A 21,442-nucleotide genomic window follows, 5' to 3' on the forward strand; every position below is an offset into this window, starting at 1 on the left:
TTTTTTAATTCTTCTGAGTGTTTTTGTATCATAATTTTTTCTCCTTTTTCCTTAATTATATTATACACCACTTTACTCTACTGTTACAAATTTATTATACCACTACATAGGTTTATGTTATCACTTATTAATACATTCCCATCATTTATTATGTTTTTAGCTGATATATTTATATTATTATTTGATATTATTTTATCTCTATTTGTAAAATCTTCTTCTACCTTAACATTTAGATTATTTGTCTTTATTTCCTCTATTTTAGCTTGTGTCTTTGATTCTAATGTTAAATCTTTTGAAGTTATACTTTTAACTCCTATACCTGATTTTGTTGCTACTATCTTTACTACATCTCCATGTATAGAACCTATTATGTCGGCACTTAGCTTTATGCCTTCTTCTCCTGCATATGTTGTTACTTTTAATTCTTTTACCTTTATATCTCCTTCTGATTTAAAGGTATTAGATATTATCTCTAAATTCTCATCTGTGTTTAGTTCTTTTAAGCTTTTTATGTTTCCTTTAGTATTACTATATCCTTTTATTTCTTCATTTTCTATTATTGGTTTTGATGTTGTTAAAGCCATATTATGTATATTTAAAAAACTTGCACCATCTAGTGTTATTCCATTAGGATTTGAAAGTATTACATCTAGTTTATCTTTACTTAATGCTTCAAGTATTCCTTTTAGTTTACTTTCTTCTAATCCTTTTACATCTAGAAGTGCAAGTTTTGCTCTTGTCTCTTTTATATTATTATTTCCATTTATTAATCCAGCTATTCTACTTCTTGCAATATTTTTTGCATTATTTATTACAGCACCTTTTTCACTTACATTAAATTCTTTAAAGGTTGAATGACTTACACCTTTAGGACTTGGAGTTGAAATATTTATGATGTCTACACCACTATTACTCTTTTCTACATATACATTAGTTTTTCCATCTACTGTTATGTTTGTATATGAAAAAAATGTAGTTAAAAATGCTAGAAAAGTTAGTTTTAATGTATGTTTCATGTTGAAGTCCTCCTATTTTTACTATATTTAAATATTATCATTTTTTATCACACAATACTAGTTTTTTTGAAAAAAAAAGTTCCTAATTAGGAACAGAATTAATGGCGGAAGTGACGAGACTCGAACTCGCGACATCTTGCGTGACAGGCAAGCACTCTAACCAACTGAGCTACACCTCCAAAAAAATGGTGGTCACAACTGGGCTCGAACCAGTGACCCCCTGCTTGTAAGGCAGGTGCTCTCCCAACTGAGCTATGCGACCATTACCAATAAAGTATACAATAAAATGAAATTTATTTCAATACTTTTTTATATTATTTCTTTATTTTTTACATAAAAAATAGTATAATTTACTTAAAATAAAGGTTTTTTGAAAGGATTAACAATGAAAAAATATCTATTACTTTTATCAATGCTTACATTTGTTGGTTGTTCTACATTAACAACTTCTATACTTAAAACAACAAATTTTCTATATAGAGGTGAAAAGACTAATTTAGTTAATTTTGGAAGAGCTGTATCAAGTTATGAACCTAAGTGGAATCACTTAGATTTCATATATCATGAAAAGATACTTTATGATGGTAATACTAAACTTGAATTAATAAAGAAAAAAGATAAGGTTAACGATTCTGTAATATATTATGCTCATGGAGGTGCTTTCCTTTATCCTCTATCTAATTATTATAGGGATCTTGCAGAATTTATGATAGGACTAAATGATAATTATGATATCGTTTTTGTTGATTATAGGCAGCTACCTTATAGCTTCTATCCTAGTGGTCATGATGATTATGAAAGCGGATTAGATTATGTATTTTCTAAGTATAAAAATGTATATACTATGGGTGATTCTGCAGGAGGACACTTAATAGTCTCAAGTATATTAAAAAGAATAGATGAGAAAAAGAAATTACCTCATGCAACAGTTCTTTTATCTCCATTTTTAGATATTTCATATACTGTTCCTAGTAGAAAAGAAAATATTAAAACAGACTTATTAATAGGATCTGCTGCAAGTGATTACAAACCATCTAAACTTTTAGTGGATAATGAATACTTTAAATATGAAAAAGATAAAAAACATCCATATATATCTCCAGTTTTTGGAAACTTTAAAGGTTTTCCACCTACATATATAGAAGTAAATAATGGAGAACTATTATTTGATGATTCATATATTATGAAACAAAAACTAGATAAAGAAAAAATAGAAAATAGATTTGTAACAGTTGATGGACTTTTCCATGTATACCATATACTTAAATCAGAAGAAGCAAAAACATCATTTAAAGGAATATTTGAATTCCTTGATAAAAAAAGATTAGGGAGATAAAACATGAATATACAAGAAATTTTTAAAGGTGTAGAATATGATGTAAAAAATGTAGTAGAAAAAGATAATTTTAATAATATGTCATATAACTCAAGAGAAATAAAAGAAGGAGATATTTTCGTTGCACTAATAGGTAATGTAGTTGATGGTCATGACTATATTAAATCTGCTATAGATAATGGTGCTAAAATGATAATAGCAGAAAGAGAGGATTTTGATTATCCAAATAATATTACTTTAGTATTAGTTAAAAATTTAAGAGATAATTTAGGTCAAATTGCAAGCAATTTCTATAACTGGCCTCAAAAAAATCTTAAAATAATTGGAGTAACAGGTACTAATGGTAAAACAACTTCTACATATATATTAGAATCTATATTCAAAAATTCTGCTAGAGTTGGTACTACAGGTTATAGAATACTCGATAAAGAATACGAAGCAAAAAATACTACTCCAGAATCTTTAGACTTAATAAAATTAATGAAGGAAGCTTTAGATAAAGGAGTTACTCATTTTATAATGGAAGTAAGTTCTCATGCACTTTGTCAGGGTAGAGTAAAAATGTTAGAGTTTGATAGTGCAATTTTCACTAATTTAACTCAAGATCATTTAGATTTCCACGAAACTCTTGAAAAATATTTTGAAGCAAAAGCTTCAATACTTAATCATATGAAAAAAGATGCTAGATTAATAATTAATAAGGATGATAAATATTGTAGACGTTTATTAAATGTTTCTGATTCATTCTCTTTAAAAGAAAACGCTAATATTAAAGGTGAAGTTTTAGAATATACTTTAAAAGGTATGAAGGTTAAAATCACAAAAGATGAAAAAGAATATATTTTTGTAACAAAATTAATGGGTGAATACAACTTGCAAAATCTTTTAGGTGCTATACTTTCTGCATACAATCTAGGAATAGATTTAGACGAGATTATTTCTGATGTACAAAAGATTTCGTCTATAGCAGGTAGATTTGAAATAATTGACAATGAAAAAGATGTAATGGTAGTAGTTGATTATGCTCATACTGCTGATGGTCTAATAAATATATTAAAAACACTTTCAGTTATGAAAAAAAATAGATTAGTCACTTTATTTGGGGCAGGTGGAGATAGAGATAAAACTAAGAGGCCTAAAATGGCAAATGCTGCGTGTATGTATAGTGACTATGTATACTTAACTTCTGATAATCCAAGAACAGAAGATCCAGAATTAATATTAAATGATGTTGAAAAAGGTATGGTTGAAGGAATTCCTTATACTAGAATCTGTGATAGAGAAAATGCTATAAAAAATGCTATACAAAACCTACAAAAAAATGATATACTATTGATTGCTGGAAAAGGGCATGAAGATTACCAAATTATAGGTAGAGAAAAAATACATTTCGATGATAGAGAAATGGCTAGAAAATATTTAGGAGGTAGATAAATTGAAAAAATTATTATTCGCAATTTTTACTTTTATTATGTTATTAAGCTGTTCAGGAAGCAGTAGCAATGACGAGAATGTTTTAAACATTTATACATGGACATATTTTGTGCCAGATAAAGTTATAGAAGACTTTGAAAAAGAAACTGGAATTAAGGTTAATATAAGCTATTATGATAACAACGACACTATGATAGCTAAATTAATGATAGAAAGTGGAGAAGGAGACTATGATATAGTTTCACCATCAACTGACTACATACCAGTAATGATACAGTCAGGTTTATTAGAAAAATTAGATAAATCTAAATTAGGAAAAACTTTTGAAAACATGGATGAAAAATTAAATTTAATGGAAATTTCTAAAATTTATGATGAAGGTTTAAATTATTCTATACCTTATTCATTCATGGCAACAGGAATAACAGTAAATACTGAAATTGTTGGTAATGATTTTGTTAAAACTCCTGACATCTTCTTAAATGAAGCATTTAAAGGACGTATGACTATGTTAGATGATGGACGTGAAGTAATAGGACTTGCTTTACAATATTTAGGATACCCATCTGACTCTAAAGATATTAATCAATTAAATGAAGCTAAAGAAAAAATACTTTCTTGGGCTGAAAACTTAGCAAAATTTGATTCTAATGCTGCTGGTAAAGGAATGGCTAGTGGAGAATTTGCTATAGTTCATGGTTATCCAGATGTATTCTACGAAGTTGAAGGAGAAGAAGCTGATAAATTTGTTTACTTCGCTCCAGAGGGTGCTATGATGTATATAGATTCTATGGCTATACCTGCAAGTTCAAAACACAAAGACAATGCATATAAGTTCCTTGAATTCTTATACAGACCAGAAAACTTCATAGAAGTATTAAATGTATTAAGAAACCCAAGTATAATTAAAGGTGTAGAAGAAAATTCTGAAGTTAAACCTATAATTTCAGCAGAAGAAATAGTTCAAAAATCTAAATTACCTGGTGCTTTAGATGATGAAACTAAAGAATTACACGATAAAATTTGGACAGAAATTAAATCAAGTGGAAAATAATATTAAGACTCTTAAAACTTAGGTTTTAAGAGTTTTTTTATAATATCATTTCATAAATCTTACACAAGTCTTAGTTCTGTTGATTTTTTTTATTTTTTAGTATATACTTTAATATATATTAAACAAAGAGGTGTAAACATGAAATCAATAAAGAAAATGTTAATGATTAGTATATTAGCACTTGGTTTTTCAACTATAGCTAATGCTAATTTCACATTTAATGGTTATTCATATGGTACAGAACCTGTGCTAACTGTTAACCAAGAAGTGAATGAAAAATTTGGTATATTAAAATTCACTGCAAAGGAAACTAAAGTTTCAGACAATATTAACTCTAAAATTGAAAAAGCTGTAAATGAAATTGTAAAAGATGAAAATACTAAAGCTAATGTATTTTTAACAGCTAACAATTCTAGATTTATGTCTATACTTATTGTTTCAGCAAAAACTGATACTGAAAAAAATATAACAGAAAATTCATACAAAGGTATGGTATTTGATAGCAATACAGGAAAAGAATTAAAATTATCTGATCTATTTGCTGATCAATACGAAGATGTTTTAAGACCTGCATTAAATGATAGAATAAGAGCATTTGGAATTAAAGCAAGTAAAAAATATGCTGATTGGGATTCAGTAAGTTCTTTCTACTTAGAAGAAGACTCATTAATCTTAATATTTAATAAAGGAAAAGCAACTGATGCTTTTGATGGAGTACTATTTATTCCATTCTTATTACCATCATTACAAACAGTACTTAAATAGGAGTTTTTATGGAAACTAAATGGATACTATCTGAGATTAAATCTAAGTTAACTAACTTTGATTTACCTATAGATAATAATATTCTAAATATACTGGCTAACAGAGGTATAGTAGATGAAAAAGATATAGTTAGTTTCATTAATCCTAATCTTGAAAATCTTGAAGATCCACTAAGGTTAAAAGACTTAGATTTAGCAGCTTCATATATATTGGAAGCTATTAAACAAAATCAAAATATATGTATATATGGTGACTACGATGTAGACGGTATAACCTCTACATCTCTTTTGTATTTAGTGCTAAAACAAATAGGAGCTAAAAACCTTGACTACTACATACCTCTTAGAAATGAAGGTTATGGTTTAAACAAGGATGCTATAAAAGAAATTAAGGATAAGGGAACAGATTTAATAATAACTGTAGATTGCGGTATAAGTTCATATTATGATGTTGAATACATAAATGAACTTGATATGAAGGTAATAGTAACAGATCACCACGATCTACCTAGCGATAAAAGATTACCTAGATCTCTTGCATGTATTAATCCTAAAAGGACTGACAATGAATATTCATTCCCTAATATAGCAGGTGTTGGTGTAGCTTTTCTATTATCATATGAATTATTTAGAAGACTAGATATGAAAGATGAAATATATAATTATCTTGATATAGCTACATTAGGTACTATAGCTGATATTATGCCTATAATCAAAGAAAATAGAATAATAGTAAAGTATGGACTTGAAAAATTAAGAAACAGTAAAAATTTAGGACTAAGAACTATATTAAATAAAACAGAACTTACAGGTAAAGAACTTACAACTGGTGATATTTCATTTAAAATTGCTCCAATTTTCAATGCTGCCGGTAGGCTAGCTGATGCAAAGCTAGGTGTAAAATTATTAATTAGTGATAATCAAAATGAAATAAATGTTCTTGCAGATAATCTAATTTCAAATAATATAGATAGAAGAAAAATACAGGATGAAATTATTGATAATGTATTAAATGAATTAAAAGACAGAGACTTAAGTGATAAATACATTCTAATTTCCCATTCACCACTTTATCATCATGGAATAATTGGTATAGTTGCATCTAAAGTTTTAGAAACATACTATAAGCCTTGTATAATAATGGAAGAAAACCCTGATGAAGGTATAGCAGTAGCATCTTGTAGATCTATAGAAGGTTTCAACATTACTAAAGCTCTATCTTCTGTTTCAAAACTATTAGTTAAATTTGGTGGTCATGCTAATGCTGCCGGTTTTACTATAAAGCTTGAAAATCTAGAACAATTTAAAAAAGAAATAGAAAAATATGCAAAAAATGAATTAGAAAATATTAAACTAACTAAGAATATTAAAATAGATATGAAGATTCCCGCTCAAAAAGTAAGCTACGAATTTATACAGAGTTTAAATTTATTAAAACCTTTTGGATTTGGGAATCCAACTCCTCTACTTTTAAGTGAAAATTGTATAATACATAATCCAAAAACTGTTGGTAATACAGAACAACATCTAAAATTTGATATAGATCAAAAAGGATTCTCTGTAAAAAATGCAATATGGTTTAATGGAGGAAGTAATTTAAAACAGTTAAAGAAAAACAATATATTCTACGATGTTGTATTTAAATTAGAAACTAATGAATACAAAGATAGATTTTATCCAAGTATTTTGATAGAAGATATGAAAGAATCTAAATTAAAAGACGATAGATTCCAATATTATCATTCAATGTACAATACTTCTTTCCCTATGAAATCTGTATTTTATACAACTTTAGACTTAGAAGATATTGATATAGAAAAAATATACTTAAAAAGAAGCTTTAACACTTATACTGTAATGTCTGGACAAAGAGCTCTTTCTAAATTAGATACAAATGTTTCAACTCTATTAAGTAATTTAAATGATTTTTATGGTTTTGAATTTGAAATAAAAATGGAAAATGTAGAAATTAGAGAAAATCATAAAATTGTTCACATATTAATAAAGAGAAACTATGAAATACAAAATTATTCTAACCAAGATAAGGTACAATTTAGAAATATTAAAAAACAAATACTTGGAGAACAAGAATACAATGATGTAACTAAAGAAATACTATCTAAGTACTACAAAGAAGATGAGTCGGTATTTATTTCAAATAACAATATATCTTACTATATAGATGAAGATAAAATTAAAATTAAAGAACAATTTTATTATCCATTACTATTAACCATAGGTATGAAATACTTTTTTGATCATGATAAAAAAATGGTATTTTATACAAAAAATAAGTTTTTTGTGAAAAATAATTATCTAAGAAACTACTTTGAATTTAAAAATAAGGTTGATATTAAAGATAAAATAGATAATGCTATATTTGATTTTAATAGTATAGGAATGCCAATTTTTAAACTAAAATATGAAAAAGCAGTATTTTTTTGTGATAAAGACTATACAAAAACAAAATTATATGTTATAAAAAAAGAGACTTATTTACCACCAAACATATTTAGACTTAATAAAAAAATATTAAGTTCTATAGATTATGATAAAATATTCTTAGAATATTTACCTATAAAAAATAAATTATCATTAATCAAGGAAGCAAAAATTGGTCAAGTAATATATACTGATGATAGTATAATTGAATATTTTTAAGGAGGAATAATGAAAACAGGAATTTATTTTGGAACTACAACAGGAACTACAGAAGATATTGCTAATAGAATTTCAAATCATTTTGATGATGTAGATGTAATAGAAGTTTCAGAAGGTATAGATACTTTTAGTGATTATGATTTATTAATACTTGGTTCTCCAACATGGGGATTAGGAGATTTACAAGATGATTGGATGGCGTGTGTAGATGAAATAGATGACATGGATTTAAGCGATAAATATGTTGCATTATTTGGTACAGGAGACCAAGCTTCATTTGCTGATTCATTCATAGATGCTATAGAAATATTATACAAAAAAGCTGAAAAAGCTAATGCTAAAATTATAGGTTTCACTGATACAGATGGATATGATTTCACAGCATCTCTTGCTATGAGAAATGGAAAATTTGTAGGACTTGCAATAGATGAATTAAATCAACCAGAATTAAGTGATGATAGAATAGAAGATTGGTGTAATCAATTAAAAGAAGAATTCGGAAAATAGAAAAGTGGGATGTTAAATCCCACTATTTTTTTACTAATCTATGTGTATCTCTTGCTATCATTAATTCTTCAGCAGTTTCTATTTTGAATACTTTAACTTTTGAACTAGCTAATGAATAATCTACATTTCCAGATATTCTTTCCATATTTTTTTCATAGTCTAATTCTACACCTAAAAATTCTAAACCTTTACATATACCTTCACGAGCATATCCAGCATTTTCACCTATACCTCCAGTGAAAGCGATAGCATCTACTCCACCCATAGCTACAGCATAAGCACCTATATAGCTTCTTATTCTATAGCAGAACATATCATATGCAAGTTTGGCTCTTTCTTTATCTTCTTGAACACCTTTTTGAATATCTCTAAAGTCTGAACTTTCACCAAATATTCCTAAGAATCCAGATTTTTTATTCATTCTTGTGTCTATTTCTTTTGGAGTTAATCCTCTTTTTTCCATGATGTATAATACTGCTGCAGGATCAATATCTCCACAACGAGTTCCCATCATTATTCCTGCAAGTGGTGTAAGACCCATAGATGTATCTACAACTTTACCATCTTTAACCGCAGAAATTGAAGCTCCATTTCCTAAGTGACAAACTATAATCTTAGAATCTTTTTTACCTAACATTTCAGCTGCTACACCTGATACATATTTATGACTTGTACCGTGGAATCCATATTTTCTTACTTTTAATTCTTCATAATCTTCTAATGGTAATGGATAAGTATATACATGTTTTTCCATAGTTTGATGGAAGGCAGTATCAAATACTGTAACATTTGGTTTTCCAGGAAGTAATTCTCTCATTACTTTAATTCCCATAACATTAGCTGGATTATGTAATGGCGCTAAATCAGAAATTTCTTCTAATTTTGCTATTACATCCTCATCAACTAAAACTGAATCATTGAAATATTCTCCACCATGAACTACTCTATGTCCTATAGCGTCAACTTCATCTATAGATTTTAATACACCATTTTCTCCTACTAATTCTCTTAATACTAAATCTATAGCCACTTTATGATTAGGCATTTCTTCTGGTCTTTCTTCAATTTTAACTCCAGTAATTAAATTTTTTAATGTAAATATTGAATTTGATATTCCTATTCTTTCACATATACCTTTAATTAAGCTGTGATTATCTTCTGTATTAATTAATTCAAATTTTAATGATGAACTTCCACTATTTATTACTAATACTTTCATTCTTTATTTTTCCTCCTAAATTATAATGTTAAAATTTCACAAAATACTGCACATTCTGCACAAGTTACAGCAACTACATCAACTATATCTTCTACACTACATCCTCTAGATAAGTCATGTACTGGTCTTGCAAGTCCTTGTATAAATGGTCCTAAAGCTTTAGCTTTTGCAAATCTTTGAACTAATTTATACCCTATATTTCCTGCACATAAATCAGGGAATACTAATATATTAGCTTTACCAGCAACATTAGAATCTTTTGCTTTTTGTTCAGCAACACTAGGAACTATTGCAGCATCTAATTGTAATTCTCCATCAAATTCAAAGTCTACTCCTCTTTCTTCTAAGATTTTGTAAGCTTCTCTCATTTTTGTAATTTGATCCCCTTCTGCAGAACCTTTGGTTGAATAAGCTAAAAGTGCTACTTTTGGATCACTGAATTTAGTTATTAATCTTGATTTTTCAACAGATGATATTGCTATATCTGCTATTTGTTGGGCAGTTGGATTAGGTAATACTGCACAATCTGCAAATATTAATGTTCCATCTACTCCATATTCTTTAGTTTTTGTTTGCATGATAAATGAACTTGAAATTGTTTTTAAACCTGTTTTTGGTCCAATTACTTGTATTGCAGCTCTTAATACATTAGCTGTTGGTGAATTAGAACCAGCAACCATACCATCTGCTACACAGTTTCTAACAAGCATAGCTCCGAAAAATCTTACATCATTTTGTATTATTTCACGCGCTTGTTCTTCTGTCATACCTTTTTTAGCTCTTAAATGAACAAATTGTCTAATAAACTCTGGTGTCTTTTCAAAAGACATAGGATCAATTATTTGTATTCCACTTAAATCTACTCCAATTTTTACAGCATGTTCTCTAATTTGATAATCTTTACCAACTAAAATAATGTTTGCAAATCCTTCTTTAGTAATTTGTTCAGCAGCTCTTAATACTCTTTCATCTTCAGCTTCTGGTAAAACTACTGTTTTTTTGTGTTCTTTTTCTTTTTCTTTAATTTGTTTAATTAAATCTGCCATCTTATTCATCTCCTCATTTTTTAAACAACTTTAATATTATTTTAACATAAAACATTAAAAAATAAAACAAAAACTATTAGTTAAACATTTCATTTATGAATTCTTTAGAATCAAATACTCTTAAATCTTCTACTCCTTCTCCAACTCCAAGGAATTTTACAGGTTTATTTAACTCTGCTACTATAGAAAATATTATACCACCTTTAGCAGTTCCATCAAATTTAGTAAGTATAATACCACTAATATCTGATATACTGTTAAAAATTCTTGCCTGTTCTAAACCATTTTGTCCTGTAGTAGAATCTATAACTATAAGTGATTCATATTCATCAACATTTTGCTTGATAATTTTATCTATTTTTTCTAACTCTTTCATTAAATCTACTTTATTATGTAATCTTCCAGCAGTATCTATAATTGCAACATCAACATTTTTTGATTTTGCAGTATTTAAAGTATCAAATACTACTGCAGCTGGATCACTACCATGTTTTTGTTTTATTACTTCTATACCTGCTCTTTGACCCCACATCTCAACCTGTTCTATAGCTGCTGCCCTAAAAGTATCAGCTGCTCCAATAATTACAGATTTACCTTCTTTTTTTAGCTTCATAGCTATTTTACCTATAGAAGTAGTTTTACCTACTCCATTTACACCTATAACTAAAATAACATTTAATTTACCTTTTTGTATATTTAATGAATTATCCTGAAATACTTCTAACTTTTCAGAAAGTAGTAATTTTAATTCATCATACATCAACTCTTTAGTTTTTATACCCTTACTTCTAACATTTTTTTCTAAGTTAGCAACTATTTCCATAGTCATTTTCATTCCTAAATCAGATTGAATTAAAAGCTCTTCTAACTCTTCATATACATCATCTGTAATAGCTTCTCCAACAAAAAATTCCTTAAGTTTAGTAAAAAATCCTTTTTTAGGTTTTATTAATAAATCAGATATTCCCATTTTTCTCCTTTTCTGCCTGAGATTTTTCTAAATAATCAGGCACTAAATTAAATAAATCTATTTCTCTTAACAATCCTTCTTTATACATAGTATAGAATATGCTTGAATTTATTCTTAAAAACATATCAGAAAGTGAGATATCTATCCCATTTTCTTTAATTTTTTTATCATATGCTAAAACTGCATCTCCTATTAATTTATATCCTTCATTTTTAACTAGATTTATTACATCATCAAGTTTTCCTATTAATAGTTCTCCACATCTTTTGCCATCTTCATATTTTCCATAGTATATCTTTTCTTTATTAGAATCTATCATAGCTATAACCTTATTGTTATATACCATATTTCCTTGATAACCAAGTGCATCTAATTCATTTACTTCAAATACTTTTACATCTCTACCAACAAACATACCTTTTACTACAGATATTGCTATTCTAACTCCAGTAAAAGAACCTGGACCTATTGAAACTATTACCTTTTTAATGTCATCTATTTTTATGTTAGTCCAAGATAAAAGTGATGATATTTGATCAATAATATAGCTTGAATGTGTTTTTTTTACATTAATATTAATGTTACCTAACATCATATCTTTTTCATAAACTGATATAGATGCTAGTTTAGTTGAAGTTGTAATTATTAATGTCGACATAAATTACTTCACCATCCTTTATTTCATATACTGAAACTATTCTTGAAGTTTCATCATTATGTTCTAACGAAATATACAAGGTATTTTCAGGTATAGCTTCAGGAACATTATTTGCCCATTCAATTAGAAATATATTTCCATCTTCTATATAATCTTCATAACCTATTTCATATAGCTCATCTATATTTGAAAGTCTATAAAGATCAAAATGAACTACTTTTCTATCCCCTAAATCATATTCTAATAAGTAAGTAAATGTAGGACTCTTAACATTTCCTTTTACCCCTAAGTTTTTACATATTCTCTTAGATATATATGTTTTACCAACACCTAAATCCCCTATTAGTGCTATAGATTTAAATTTATAATCCTTTAATATTTTTTCACTTAATTCATCAACTAAATTATCTATCTGCTCAAAGTTAAGTATTTTTTTCATAATACCTCCATAATAGTAGTATAACACAAAATTAGATATTAGTATATAAAAAGAGGTGTTGCCACCCCTAAATTAATCTTTAAAAAAATCTTTTATCTTATCAAAGAAAGACGTTGTCTTCTCCTCGTTTTCAACACCTAATGTTTCATAAAATTCTTTTAACTTATCTTTTTGTTTAGAATTTAGATTTTTCGGTACTTCTACATTTATCTCTATAATCTGAGAACCTTTATATACTCCATGTTTTATACCAGCATCTCTAATTCTCATCTTAGTTCCATTTTGTGTGCCTTCTGCAATCTTTATTTTAGTCTTACCTCTTAAAGTAGGAACTTCAAGTTCTCCACCTAAAGTGGCTGTTAAGAAACTAATTGGTACCTTGCAGTAAATATCATATCCATCTCTTTGGAATAGTTCATGTCTTTTTTCTCTAATTTGTATATATAGATCTCCAAAGTCACTACCTGGACCATCATAATTTCCACCATCTCTAACAACTAATCTTTGTCCAGATTCTACTCCTGCAGGAATCTTAATTTTTTTCTTAACCTGTTCTCTCTTACTTCCATCACCATTACATGCATTACATTTATGTTCCGGAATTTCTCCTATACCATGACAATGAGAACATTCTACTCTTACATTACTCATACCTAGTATGGTTCTTTGTGTTTTAGTTACAAAACCTCTTCCGTCACAAGTATTACATTTTTTAGTTTTAGAATCTTTAGCACCAGTTCCACTACAACTAGAACATTTCCCTGTTCTGCTATACTCTATTTCTTTTTCAACTCCGTCTGCTATTTCTTCTAAACTTAAATCCACAGTGTATAATAGATCTTGTCCTTGTTTTCTTCTTTGACTAAATCCACTAGAACCAAATCCTCCAAAGTCAAATCCTCCAGATCCACCAAAGAAACTTGAGAATATATCACTAAAATCAAAGCCTTCAAATCCTTGACCACCAAACCCTCCTGCACCTTGTTCAAATGCAGCATGACCATATTGATCATATAACTGTTTTTTTTCTGGATCTGAAAGTACTTGATAAGCTTCATTTAATTCCTTAAATTTTTCTTCTGCTTCTTTCTTTTCTTTTTCATCAGCTTTGGCCATTCTATCAGGATGATATTTCATCGCAGCCTTTCTAAATGCCTTTTTTATCTCTGCCTCACTTGCACTTTTATCTAGTCCAAGTAATTCATAATAATCTTTTTTCATTAGTTACCTCTCTTAAATTCAAATACTAATTTAGCACTAAATGTTTGTTTAGCTTCTAATTTTTGTATTCCCTCTTTTAATGTCAAGTCTTTACTTGCACCCAATATATCAGTTATACCAAACCATGGTTCAACACAAATAAATGGAGCATCATTTATTTTCCAAAAGGCTATGTATGGGAAGTTTTTGTAAGTTGTTTTAATTTCTCTTTCGCTACTTCTAGATTTAATATATACCACAGAGGAATTAGTGTTTTTTAAAGCTATAGCATCTTCTTTAAAATTTTCCTCTGTTATATTTATTTTTTTATCATCTATTAATTTGAACTTAACTCTATCTTTTTTAAAAAATCCACTTTCATCTAGCTTATACTTTAATCCTTCTTCCTTTTCTTCAAATTCTATATATGCATCTTCTTCATAATTTTCATTAAGAATAAAAGCAGGATGTGCTCCTATAGAAAAATACATATCTTCTTCATTTTTATTTTTCACAACATATTCTAATATAAATCCATTTTCTATTAATCTATATATTAAATAAATTTCAAATTCAAAAGGATACTTTTCTAAAGTATCAACAGATGAATAAAATCCTAATTTTACATAATCTTCTTCTTTTTCAACTACTTGAAATATGTTATCTCTTGCAAAACCATGTCTTGTTGTAACAAAGTATTCTTTTCCTTTATAGTTGTAACTACCATCTCTTAAACCACCTACAAAAGGGAAAAGTAATGGTGAAGTTTTAGCCCAATATTCATTTTTATTCCAAAGAAATTCATCTCCATCTATTTTAAATGACTTTACCTCTGCACCAAATTCTTCTATTTTTAATTCCATTAAACCTTTTTTTAAAACTACCATAGTGCCTCCCTGATATATATGTGAAGAAAATAGGTCATAGACCTATTTTACTTCTTCTGCTTCTACTACATCATCATTATTTGTATTTTCAGAACCAGGTTGTGCTTGTGCAGCTTGTGCAGCTTGGTATATTCTCATTGCAAATGCTTCACTTGCTTTAGATAATCCTTCTATACCTGATCTGATTTCATCAATATTTTCACTATCTTTAACTTTTTTAAGTTCTTCTATTGCTTTTTCAATATCTTCTTTTTCATTTCCTTCTAATTTGTCTTCATTTTCTTTTATAGTTTTTTCTGTTGATATTATTAAATGGTCAGCCATATTTCTAGCTTCAATTAATTCTCTAAATTTATTATCTGCTTCTTCATTAGCCTCTGCTTCTTTTTTCATTCTTTCTACATCTTCTTTACTTAAGTTAGAAGAGCCTGAAATAGTAACTTGATTTTCTTTTCCTGTTCCTAAATCTTTAGCTGTAACATGTACTATACCATTAGAATCTATATCAAATGTAACTTCTATTTGAGGAATTCCACGTGGTGCAGCTGGTATTCCTTCTAAGTTAAATTGTCCTAAAGTATGATTTTGTGAAGCTTGAGCTCTTTCACCTTGTAATACATGTATAGTAACTGCTGTTTGATTATCAACTGCTGTTGAGTATACTTGTGATTTCTTAGTAGGTATAGTTGTATTTCTTTCTATCATTTTAGTAAATACTCCACCCATAGTTTCTATTCCTAAAGAAAGTGGTGTAACATCTAATAATAGAACGTCTTTAACATTTCCTGCTAATACTCCACCTTGTATAGCTGCCCCTACTGAAACTACTTCATCAGGGTTTATTGATCTATTAGGTTCTTTACCAAAGTATTCTTTAACCCATTCTTGTACTGCTGGTATTCTTGTTGATCCTCCAACTAATAGTACTTGTTCTATATCTTTAACTGTAAGTCCTGCATCTGATAAAGCTTGTCTTACTGGTTCTTTTGTTTTTTCTACTAAGTGTTTAGTTAATTCATTAAATGCTGCTCTAGTTAATTTCTTTTCTAAGTTTTTAGGCCCTGTTGCATCCATAGCTATGAATGGTAAAGAAATTGTTGTTTCTAAAGTAGTAGATAATTTTTTCTTAGCATCTTCAGCTGCATCTTTTAATCTTTGGTAAGCTTGAGGCTCTTTTCTTAGATCTATTCCTGTTTCTTTTTGGAATTCATCTGCAAGCCAATTAATAATTGATGAGTCAAAATCATCTCCTCCTAAATGATTGTTTCCAGCTGTTGCTTTAACTTCTACAAGTCCTGATCCAACTTCAAGTACTGAAACGTCAAATGTTCCTCCACCTAAGTCAAATACTAATATTTTTTCTTCTCTTTCTTTATCCATTCCATATGCAAGTGCTGCTGCAGTTGGCTCATTAATTATTCTTTTTACTTCTAAACCTGCTATTTCTCCAGCATCTTTAGTTGCTTGTCTTTGAGCATCTGTAAAGTATGCAGGGACTGTAATTACAGCTTCTTTTACTGTTTCACCTAAATAACTTTCAGCATCTTTTTTTAATTTTTTAAGTATCATAGCCGAAATTTCTTGTGGTGTATAGTTTTTACCGTGTATATCAACTTTGTAATCTGAACCCATATGTGTTTTAATTGAAATAACTGTTTGTTTTGGCTCTGTGATAGCTTTTCTTTTAGCTGTAGATCCTACTATTATTTCACCATTTGATTCTATTGATACAACTGATGGAGTAGTTCTTTCTCCTTCAGCATTAGGTATTATTGTAAATGTTCCACCTTCCATAACAGATACACATGAATTTGTTGTTCCTAAATCTATTCCTATAATTTTACTCATTTTATTTCCTCCTAATTATTATTATTTTCTTCTTCATTATTTTTTATTTCTTCTAATTTGTTTATTACTACCATAGCTGGTCTAATTACTCTACCTTTAAGTTTATATCCTTTTTGAAGTACCATTAATACTTCATTATTTTCTTTTTCAGGATTATTCATAACTTGAACTGCATGTTGTTCATATGCATTATATTCCTTTCCTAATGCCTCAACTTCAGTAACACCTTCATTAACTAGCATTTCAGCAAAGTTTTTTATAGTCATTTCTAATCCTTCTACTAATGTTTTATAATCCTCTGTAGAACGAGAAGCTTCAATACCTCTTTCTAAATTATCTAAATTTTCTAAAACTTTTAAGATAATATCTTTAGATGCATATTCTTTGTATTCTTGTAATTCTTTTTCTTTTCTTTTTGAAAAATTTTGGAATTCTGCAAGTTTTAAAGCATATGCTTTTTTATAGTCTTCAAGTTCTGCATTCAATTTTTGTATTATTTCATCAGTTTCTAATACTTTTTCTTCTACTTTTTCTTCCAATATTTCTTCTTCTCTAATTTCTTCCGACATTTCATCTCCTAATCTTTATAACCTATAAATTTATTCTCATAATTTTGATTTAACATTTTCTTTAACATATCTATTACCAAATCAAGTAAAGCGACTGTTTTAGAATAATCTATTCTAGTTTTTGCTATAAGACCTAAAATACCTTTATCTTCTCCAAATTCATAACATTTAAATATGAAAACAGATTCTTCAAAACCATTTATTTCTATATCATTACCAAATATGATATTACTTTCTAAATTATATTCAACCTTTGATGCTAAGTGCTTAAATAACATATCCATTTCATTTTCATTATTAATCACTTTAATATTATCTATTATTTTTTCCATAGGAATATCTTCTCTTGATAATAAATTTTGAACTCCATCAACAAAAACTTTACTGTTTTCAAATATTCTTTTTTCTTCAAATCTGAAATCATTACTACTAATATTTTTCAAAAATCTTTCCATATCTTTTAATGTAAATCTTTTATGAGTGGTGCTCATTAAATTAGAAATATATGAATTTAGATTATTTACATTTTCTTCAGTTACATAAGTATTCATAAGTAACGTTGATGTTTTTATCATATTATTTCTCATAACAACTACTACGAAAACTTCTTTTTCTGTAATCCTAATAAATTGTATTTTTTTAATACTTTCTTCATCAGATGATGGTTCTAAAGCAACTGCTACAGATCCTGATAATTCAGACAATAGCTTTACAGTTTCCTTAAATATTATATCAGTCTTATTAATTCTTTTTTGATAATGTAAATATATTTGTTCTTTAGTTTCTTCATCAACTTCACTAACTTGTAAAAGCTCGTCTATATACATTCTATATCCATCAAGAGTTGGTATACGTCCAGAAGATGTATGTGTTTTAGTAATTAATCCCATTTCTTCAAGATCAGACATTACATTTCTTATAGTTGCTGATGAAACTCCTATATTGTATTTCTTCTCTAAAGTTCTTGAACCTACTGATTCTCCACTATTTAAATAGTGATTAATTATCATACTAAAGACTTCTTTTTCTCTTTCATTCATATACATCACCTCCTACTAGCACTCTGTATTGTATAGTGCTAGTATACACCTTTTTTGTTATAAAGTCAAGCTATATTTTAAATTCAAGACCATCTGAACCAACAATAATCTTAATATCAACATTACCATTAATATTATTTTTTAATATTAATTTAGATAAATCTGTTTCTATTTGTTTTTGTATAAACCTTCTTATAGGTCTTGCACCATAATTTTCATCATATGCATTTTCGAATACGTATTTAATCACCTCATCTCCATATATTAGTTTTATCATCCTATCTTTTAATTTTTCATTCATTTTTTCTAGTTCTAATTTAACTATATTTTTTATAGCATCCTCTTTAAGTGATTTAAACATAATAATCTCATCTATTCTATTTAAGAATTCAGGTTTAAATCTAACTTTTAATTCTTCCATAACCATTTCATTTTTTCCTTCAAGTATATAGTGTGACCCTATATTAGAAGTCATTATTATTATAGTATTTTTAAAATCTACAACTCTGCCTTTACCATCAGTTAATCTCCCATCATCTAACACTTGTAACAAGACATTAAATACATCAGGATGTGCTTTTTCTATTTCATCTAAAAGTATCACTGAATAAGGTTTTCTTCTAACTTTTTCTGTTAATTGCCCTCCTTCTTCATACCCTACATAACCAGGAGGAGCTCCTATAAGTCTTGCCACTGAATGTTTCTCCATGTATTCACTCATATCTATTCTAATTATCGAATTTTCATCATCAAATAGATTTTGTGCAAGTTTTTTAGTTAAATATGTTTTACCAACACCAGTTGGCCCTAAAAACATAAAAGAACCTATAGGTCTATTAAGATCTTTAAGACCTGCACGAGATCTAAGTATAGTATCAGATATAGCACTAATAGCTTCATCTTGACCTATAACAGATTTTTTAATATGTTCTTCTAAAGATAATATTTTTTCACTTTCACTTTGTATAAGTTTACCTACCGGTATACCAGTCCATTTACCTATTATTTCAGCTATTTGTTCTTTACCAATAATTTGTGATACTAGAGAATTTTTCTCAGATTTTTCTCTAATCTCATTTAACTTTTTCTCAATTTCAGGTATGATACCATATTCAAATTCAGCAGCCTTAGCATAATCTGCAACTCTTTTGGCTTCCTCTAATTTAATCTTAGCTTCATCTAATTCCTGTTTTAATCCCTTTAATTTTAAAACATTTTCCTTTTCAGAATTCCAATTTAAAGCTAAAACCCTCTTTTCTTCCCCTAGTTCTTCTAATTCTTTTACTATATCTTCCAATCTTTTCTTAGATACTTTATCTTCTTCTTTTTTTAAAGCCTCCCTCTCTATTTCAAGTTGAGCATATTTTCTATTTATTTCATCTAATTCTACTGGAACAGAATTTATTTCTGTTTTAACCTTAGCACAAGCTTCATCTATTAAATCTATAGCTTTATCTGGTAAAAATCTATCCTGAATATATCTATCAGACATAGTTGCTGCAGCGACTATAGCATTATCAGATATTCTTATGCCGTGATATTGTTCAAATTTTTCTTTAAGTCCTCTAAGTATAGATATTGCATCATCCACACTAGGTTCAAATGCTTGTATAGGTTGGAATCTTCTTTCAAGTGCAGCATCTTTTTCTATATACTTTCTATACTCAGCTAATGTAGTAGCACCTATTACTTCTATCTCTCCTCTTGCAAGCATAGGTTTTAATAAATTAGAAGCATTCATAGCACCGTTATTCCCTCCAGCACCTACTATATTATGTATTTCATCTATAAAAAGTATAATTTTTCCTTCATTTTTTTCTAGAGTATCTACCACTCCTTTTAATCTTTCTTCAAATTCTCCTTGATATTTAGCGCCCGCTATTAAAGCTCCCATATCTAAAGAAAATACTGTTTTATCTTTTAAATTATCAGGAACATCTCCACTAAATATTCTTTGGGCCAAACCTTCAACTAAGGCTGTTTTACCTACTCCAGGTTCCCCTATTATCATAGGATTATTCTTGTTTCTTCTTGATAAAATTTGTATAAGTCTTCTTATTTCATTATCTCTTCCTATTACTGGATCAAGTTTTCCCATAGATGCTAGTTTAACTAAATCTCTACCATACTTTTCTAAAGATTCTAGACTTTCTTCAAAACCATCACTATTTACTTTTCTTCCCTCCATCATATTATCAAGCACTTCATTAACTTTTTTAACATCTAATCCAAAATTATTTATTTTCAGCATAGCTTTTAATAGAAATACTACAGAAATATATTCATGCCCTCCGTTACTTGCCATATTAGACGCGTCATTTAACATAGAAGCAAATTCTTGAGAATAACTTACTTCTCCCCCACTCATCTTAGGCATAGAATTTAATTTAGAATACAAGTTTTGTTGTAATTCATTTCTATCTACACCCACCTTATTTAAAACTGATACTGTAGTATCATCATTAGAAACTAATTCTAACATTAAATGTTCTAACTTAACATTAGAGCTTTTAAAATTCATAGCAAATTTTACTGCATTTTCAATTGCTTCCATAGCCTTTCTTGTAAAATTTCTCATATATATTCATCTCCTTTAAATTTATTATTAGCACTCCACTGCCTTGAGTGCTAATTGTATTATATACCAAAAAAATTACATTGTCAAGAAAATATATAAAAAAGTCTACAACATACATTTTCAGTACATCGCAGACATAACTTTCTTTACTTCTTCAATAATAGGAATTTCTCTATTAGATATTAATCTTCCTAATTAGGTATATTTCCACTCCTT

At 28.1% G+C, this 21,442-nt stretch carries 18 protein-coding genes and 2 tRNA genes; 6 read left to right on the top strand and 14 right to left on the bottom strand.

Going from position 1 to position 21,442, the window contains the following annotated elements:
* Positions 1 to 83: 83 nt before the first annotated feature.
* From AYC60_RS01960 to AYC60_RS01970, 3 genes are all read right to left on the bottom strand, one after another.
* Positions 84 to 1,016, bottom strand: a complete 933-nt coding sequence (locus AYC60_RS01960; protein ID WP_067320659.1) for a two-partner secretion domain-containing protein — start codon at positions 1,014 to 1,016, stop codon at positions 84 to 86.
* Positions 1,017 to 1,118: 102 nt separating this feature from the next.
* A tRNA-Asp gene (locus tag AYC60_RS01965) sits at positions 1,119 to 1,195 on the bottom strand.
* 7 nt (positions 1,196 to 1,202) lie between these two features.
* Positions 1,203 to 1,278 (bottom strand) — tRNA-Val (locus AYC60_RS01970).
* Between the two features lie 123 nt (positions 1,279 to 1,401).
* Between AYC60_RS01970 and AYC60_RS01975 the strand changes: the two genes are divergently transcribed.
* The 6 genes from AYC60_RS01975 to AYC60_RS02000 all read left to right on the top strand — a co-directional run bounded on the left by AYC60_RS01975 (position 1,402) and on the right by AYC60_RS02000 (position 8,772).
* Positions 1,402 to 2,352 carry an alpha/beta hydrolase fold domain-containing protein gene (locus AYC60_RS01975; RefSeq protein WP_067320662.1) on the top strand — a complete coding sequence of 317 codons (951 nt, stop codon included), beginning with the start codon at positions 1,402 to 1,404 and terminating at the stop codon, positions 2,350 to 2,352.
* Positions 2,353 to 2,355: 3 nt separating this feature from the next.
* Positions 2,356 to 3,786 carry a UDP-N-acetylmuramoyl-L-alanyl-D-glutamate--2,6-diaminopimelate ligase gene (locus AYC60_RS01980; RefSeq protein WP_082762542.1) on the top strand — a complete coding sequence of 477 codons (1,431 nt, stop codon included), beginning with the start codon at positions 2,356 to 2,358 and terminating at the stop codon, positions 3,784 to 3,786.
* A 1-nt stretch (position 3,787) separates the two neighbouring features.
* Positions 3,788 to 4,840, top strand: a complete 1,053-nt coding sequence (locus AYC60_RS01985; protein WP_067320665.1) for an extracellular solute-binding protein — start codon at positions 3,788 to 3,790, stop codon at positions 4,838 to 4,840.
* 138 nt (positions 4,841 to 4,978) lie between these two features.
* Entirely contained in the window at positions 4,979 to 5,605 is a 627-nt protein-coding gene (locus AYC60_RS01990) for a hypothetical protein (RefSeq protein WP_067320668.1), read from the top strand.
* A gap of 8 nt (positions 5,606 to 5,613) precedes the next feature.
* Positions 5,614 to 8,265, top strand: coding sequence for a single-stranded-DNA-specific exonuclease RecJ (recJ, locus tag AYC60_RS01995; RefSeq protein ID WP_067320671.1), 2,652 nt, complete (start codon positions 5,614 to 5,616; stop codon positions 8,263 to 8,265).
* Positions 8,266 to 8,274: 9 nt separating this feature from the next.
* Positions 8,275 to 8,772, top strand: a complete 498-nt coding sequence (locus AYC60_RS02000) for a flavodoxin (protein ID WP_180135683.1) — start codon at positions 8,275 to 8,277, stop codon at positions 8,770 to 8,772.
* A 22-nt stretch (positions 8,773 to 8,794) separates the two neighbouring features.
* Here AYC60_RS02000 and AYC60_RS02005 read toward each other — a convergent pair whose 3' ends face one another.
* The 11 genes from AYC60_RS02005 to AYC60_RS02055 form a co-directional block, all read right to left on the bottom strand.
* A complete protein-coding gene (locus AYC60_RS02005) occupies positions 8,795 to 9,991 on the bottom strand; it encodes an acetate/propionate family kinase (RefSeq protein WP_067320678.1) in 1,197 nt (398 codons plus the stop codon).
* Positions 9,992 to 10,011: 20 nt separating this feature from the next.
* A complete protein-coding gene (gene pta / locus AYC60_RS02010; protein ID WP_067320680.1) occupies positions 10,012 to 11,037 on the bottom strand; it encodes a phosphate acetyltransferase in 1,026 nt (341 codons plus the stop codon).
* A 76-nt stretch (positions 11,038 to 11,113) separates the two neighbouring features.
* Positions 11,114 to 12,007 carry a signal recognition particle-docking protein FtsY gene (ftsY, locus tag AYC60_RS02015; RefSeq protein WP_067320683.1) on the bottom strand — a complete coding sequence of 298 codons (894 nt, stop codon included), beginning with the start codon at positions 12,005 to 12,007 and terminating at the stop codon, positions 11,114 to 11,116.
* Positions 11,994 to 12,665, bottom strand: a complete 672-nt coding sequence (gene tsaB, locus AYC60_RS02020; protein WP_067320686.1) for a tRNA (adenosine(37)-N6)-threonylcarbamoyltransferase complex dimerization subunit type 1 TsaB — start codon at positions 12,663 to 12,665, stop codon at positions 11,994 to 11,996. Before tsaB ends, ftsY begins: the two co-directional genes overlap by 14 nt.
* A complete protein-coding gene (gene tsaE / locus AYC60_RS02025; RefSeq protein ID WP_067320689.1) occupies positions 12,634 to 13,104 on the bottom strand; it encodes a tRNA (adenosine(37)-N6)-threonylcarbamoyltransferase complex ATPase subunit type 1 TsaE in 471 nt (156 codons plus the stop codon). The genes tsaB and tsaE overlap by 32 nt, the downstream gene beginning before the upstream one ends.
* A 72-nt stretch (positions 13,105 to 13,176) precedes the next feature.
* On the bottom strand, positions 13,177 to 14,325 hold the full coding sequence (dnaJ, locus tag AYC60_RS02030; protein ID WP_067320692.1) for a molecular chaperone DnaJ: 1,149 nt from the start codon (positions 14,323 to 14,325) through the stop codon (positions 13,177 to 13,179).
* On the bottom strand, positions 14,325 to 15,191 hold the full coding sequence (locus AYC60_RS02035) for an aldose epimerase family protein (protein ID WP_082762543.1): 867 nt from the start codon (positions 15,189 to 15,191) through the stop codon (positions 14,325 to 14,327). The genes dnaJ and AYC60_RS02035 overlap by 1 nt, the downstream gene beginning before the upstream one ends.
* 42 nt (positions 15,192 to 15,233) lie before the next feature.
* Positions 15,234 to 17,039: a molecular chaperone DnaK gene (gene dnaK, locus AYC60_RS02040; RefSeq protein WP_067320695.1), complete on the bottom strand. Its 1,806-nt coding sequence runs from the start codon at positions 17,037 to 17,039 to the stop codon at positions 15,234 to 15,236.
* Between the two features lie 11 nt (positions 17,040 to 17,050).
* On the bottom strand, positions 17,051 to 17,608 hold the full coding sequence (locus tag AYC60_RS02045; protein ID WP_067320698.1) for a nucleotide exchange factor GrpE: 558 nt from the start codon (positions 17,606 to 17,608) through the stop codon (positions 17,051 to 17,053).
* 8 nt (positions 17,609 to 17,616) lie between these two features.
* Positions 17,617 to 18,648: a heat-inducible transcriptional repressor HrcA gene (gene hrcA, locus AYC60_RS02050; protein WP_067320701.1), complete on the bottom strand. Its 1,032-nt coding sequence runs from the start codon at positions 18,646 to 18,648 to the stop codon at positions 17,617 to 17,619.
* A 70-nt stretch (positions 18,649 to 18,718) separates the two neighbouring features.
* On the bottom strand, positions 18,719 to 21,226 hold the full coding sequence (locus AYC60_RS02055; protein WP_067320704.1) for an ATP-dependent Clp protease ATP-binding subunit: 2,508 nt from the start codon (positions 21,224 to 21,226) through the stop codon (positions 18,719 to 18,721).
* Positions 21,227 to 21,442: the final 216 nt, after the last annotated feature.

The sequence above is a fragment of the Streptobacillus felis genome, from assembly GCF_001559775.1.
GTDB classification, from domain to species: Bacteria; Fusobacteriota; Fusobacteriia; order Fusobacteriales; family Leptotrichiaceae; genus Streptobacillus; species Streptobacillus felis.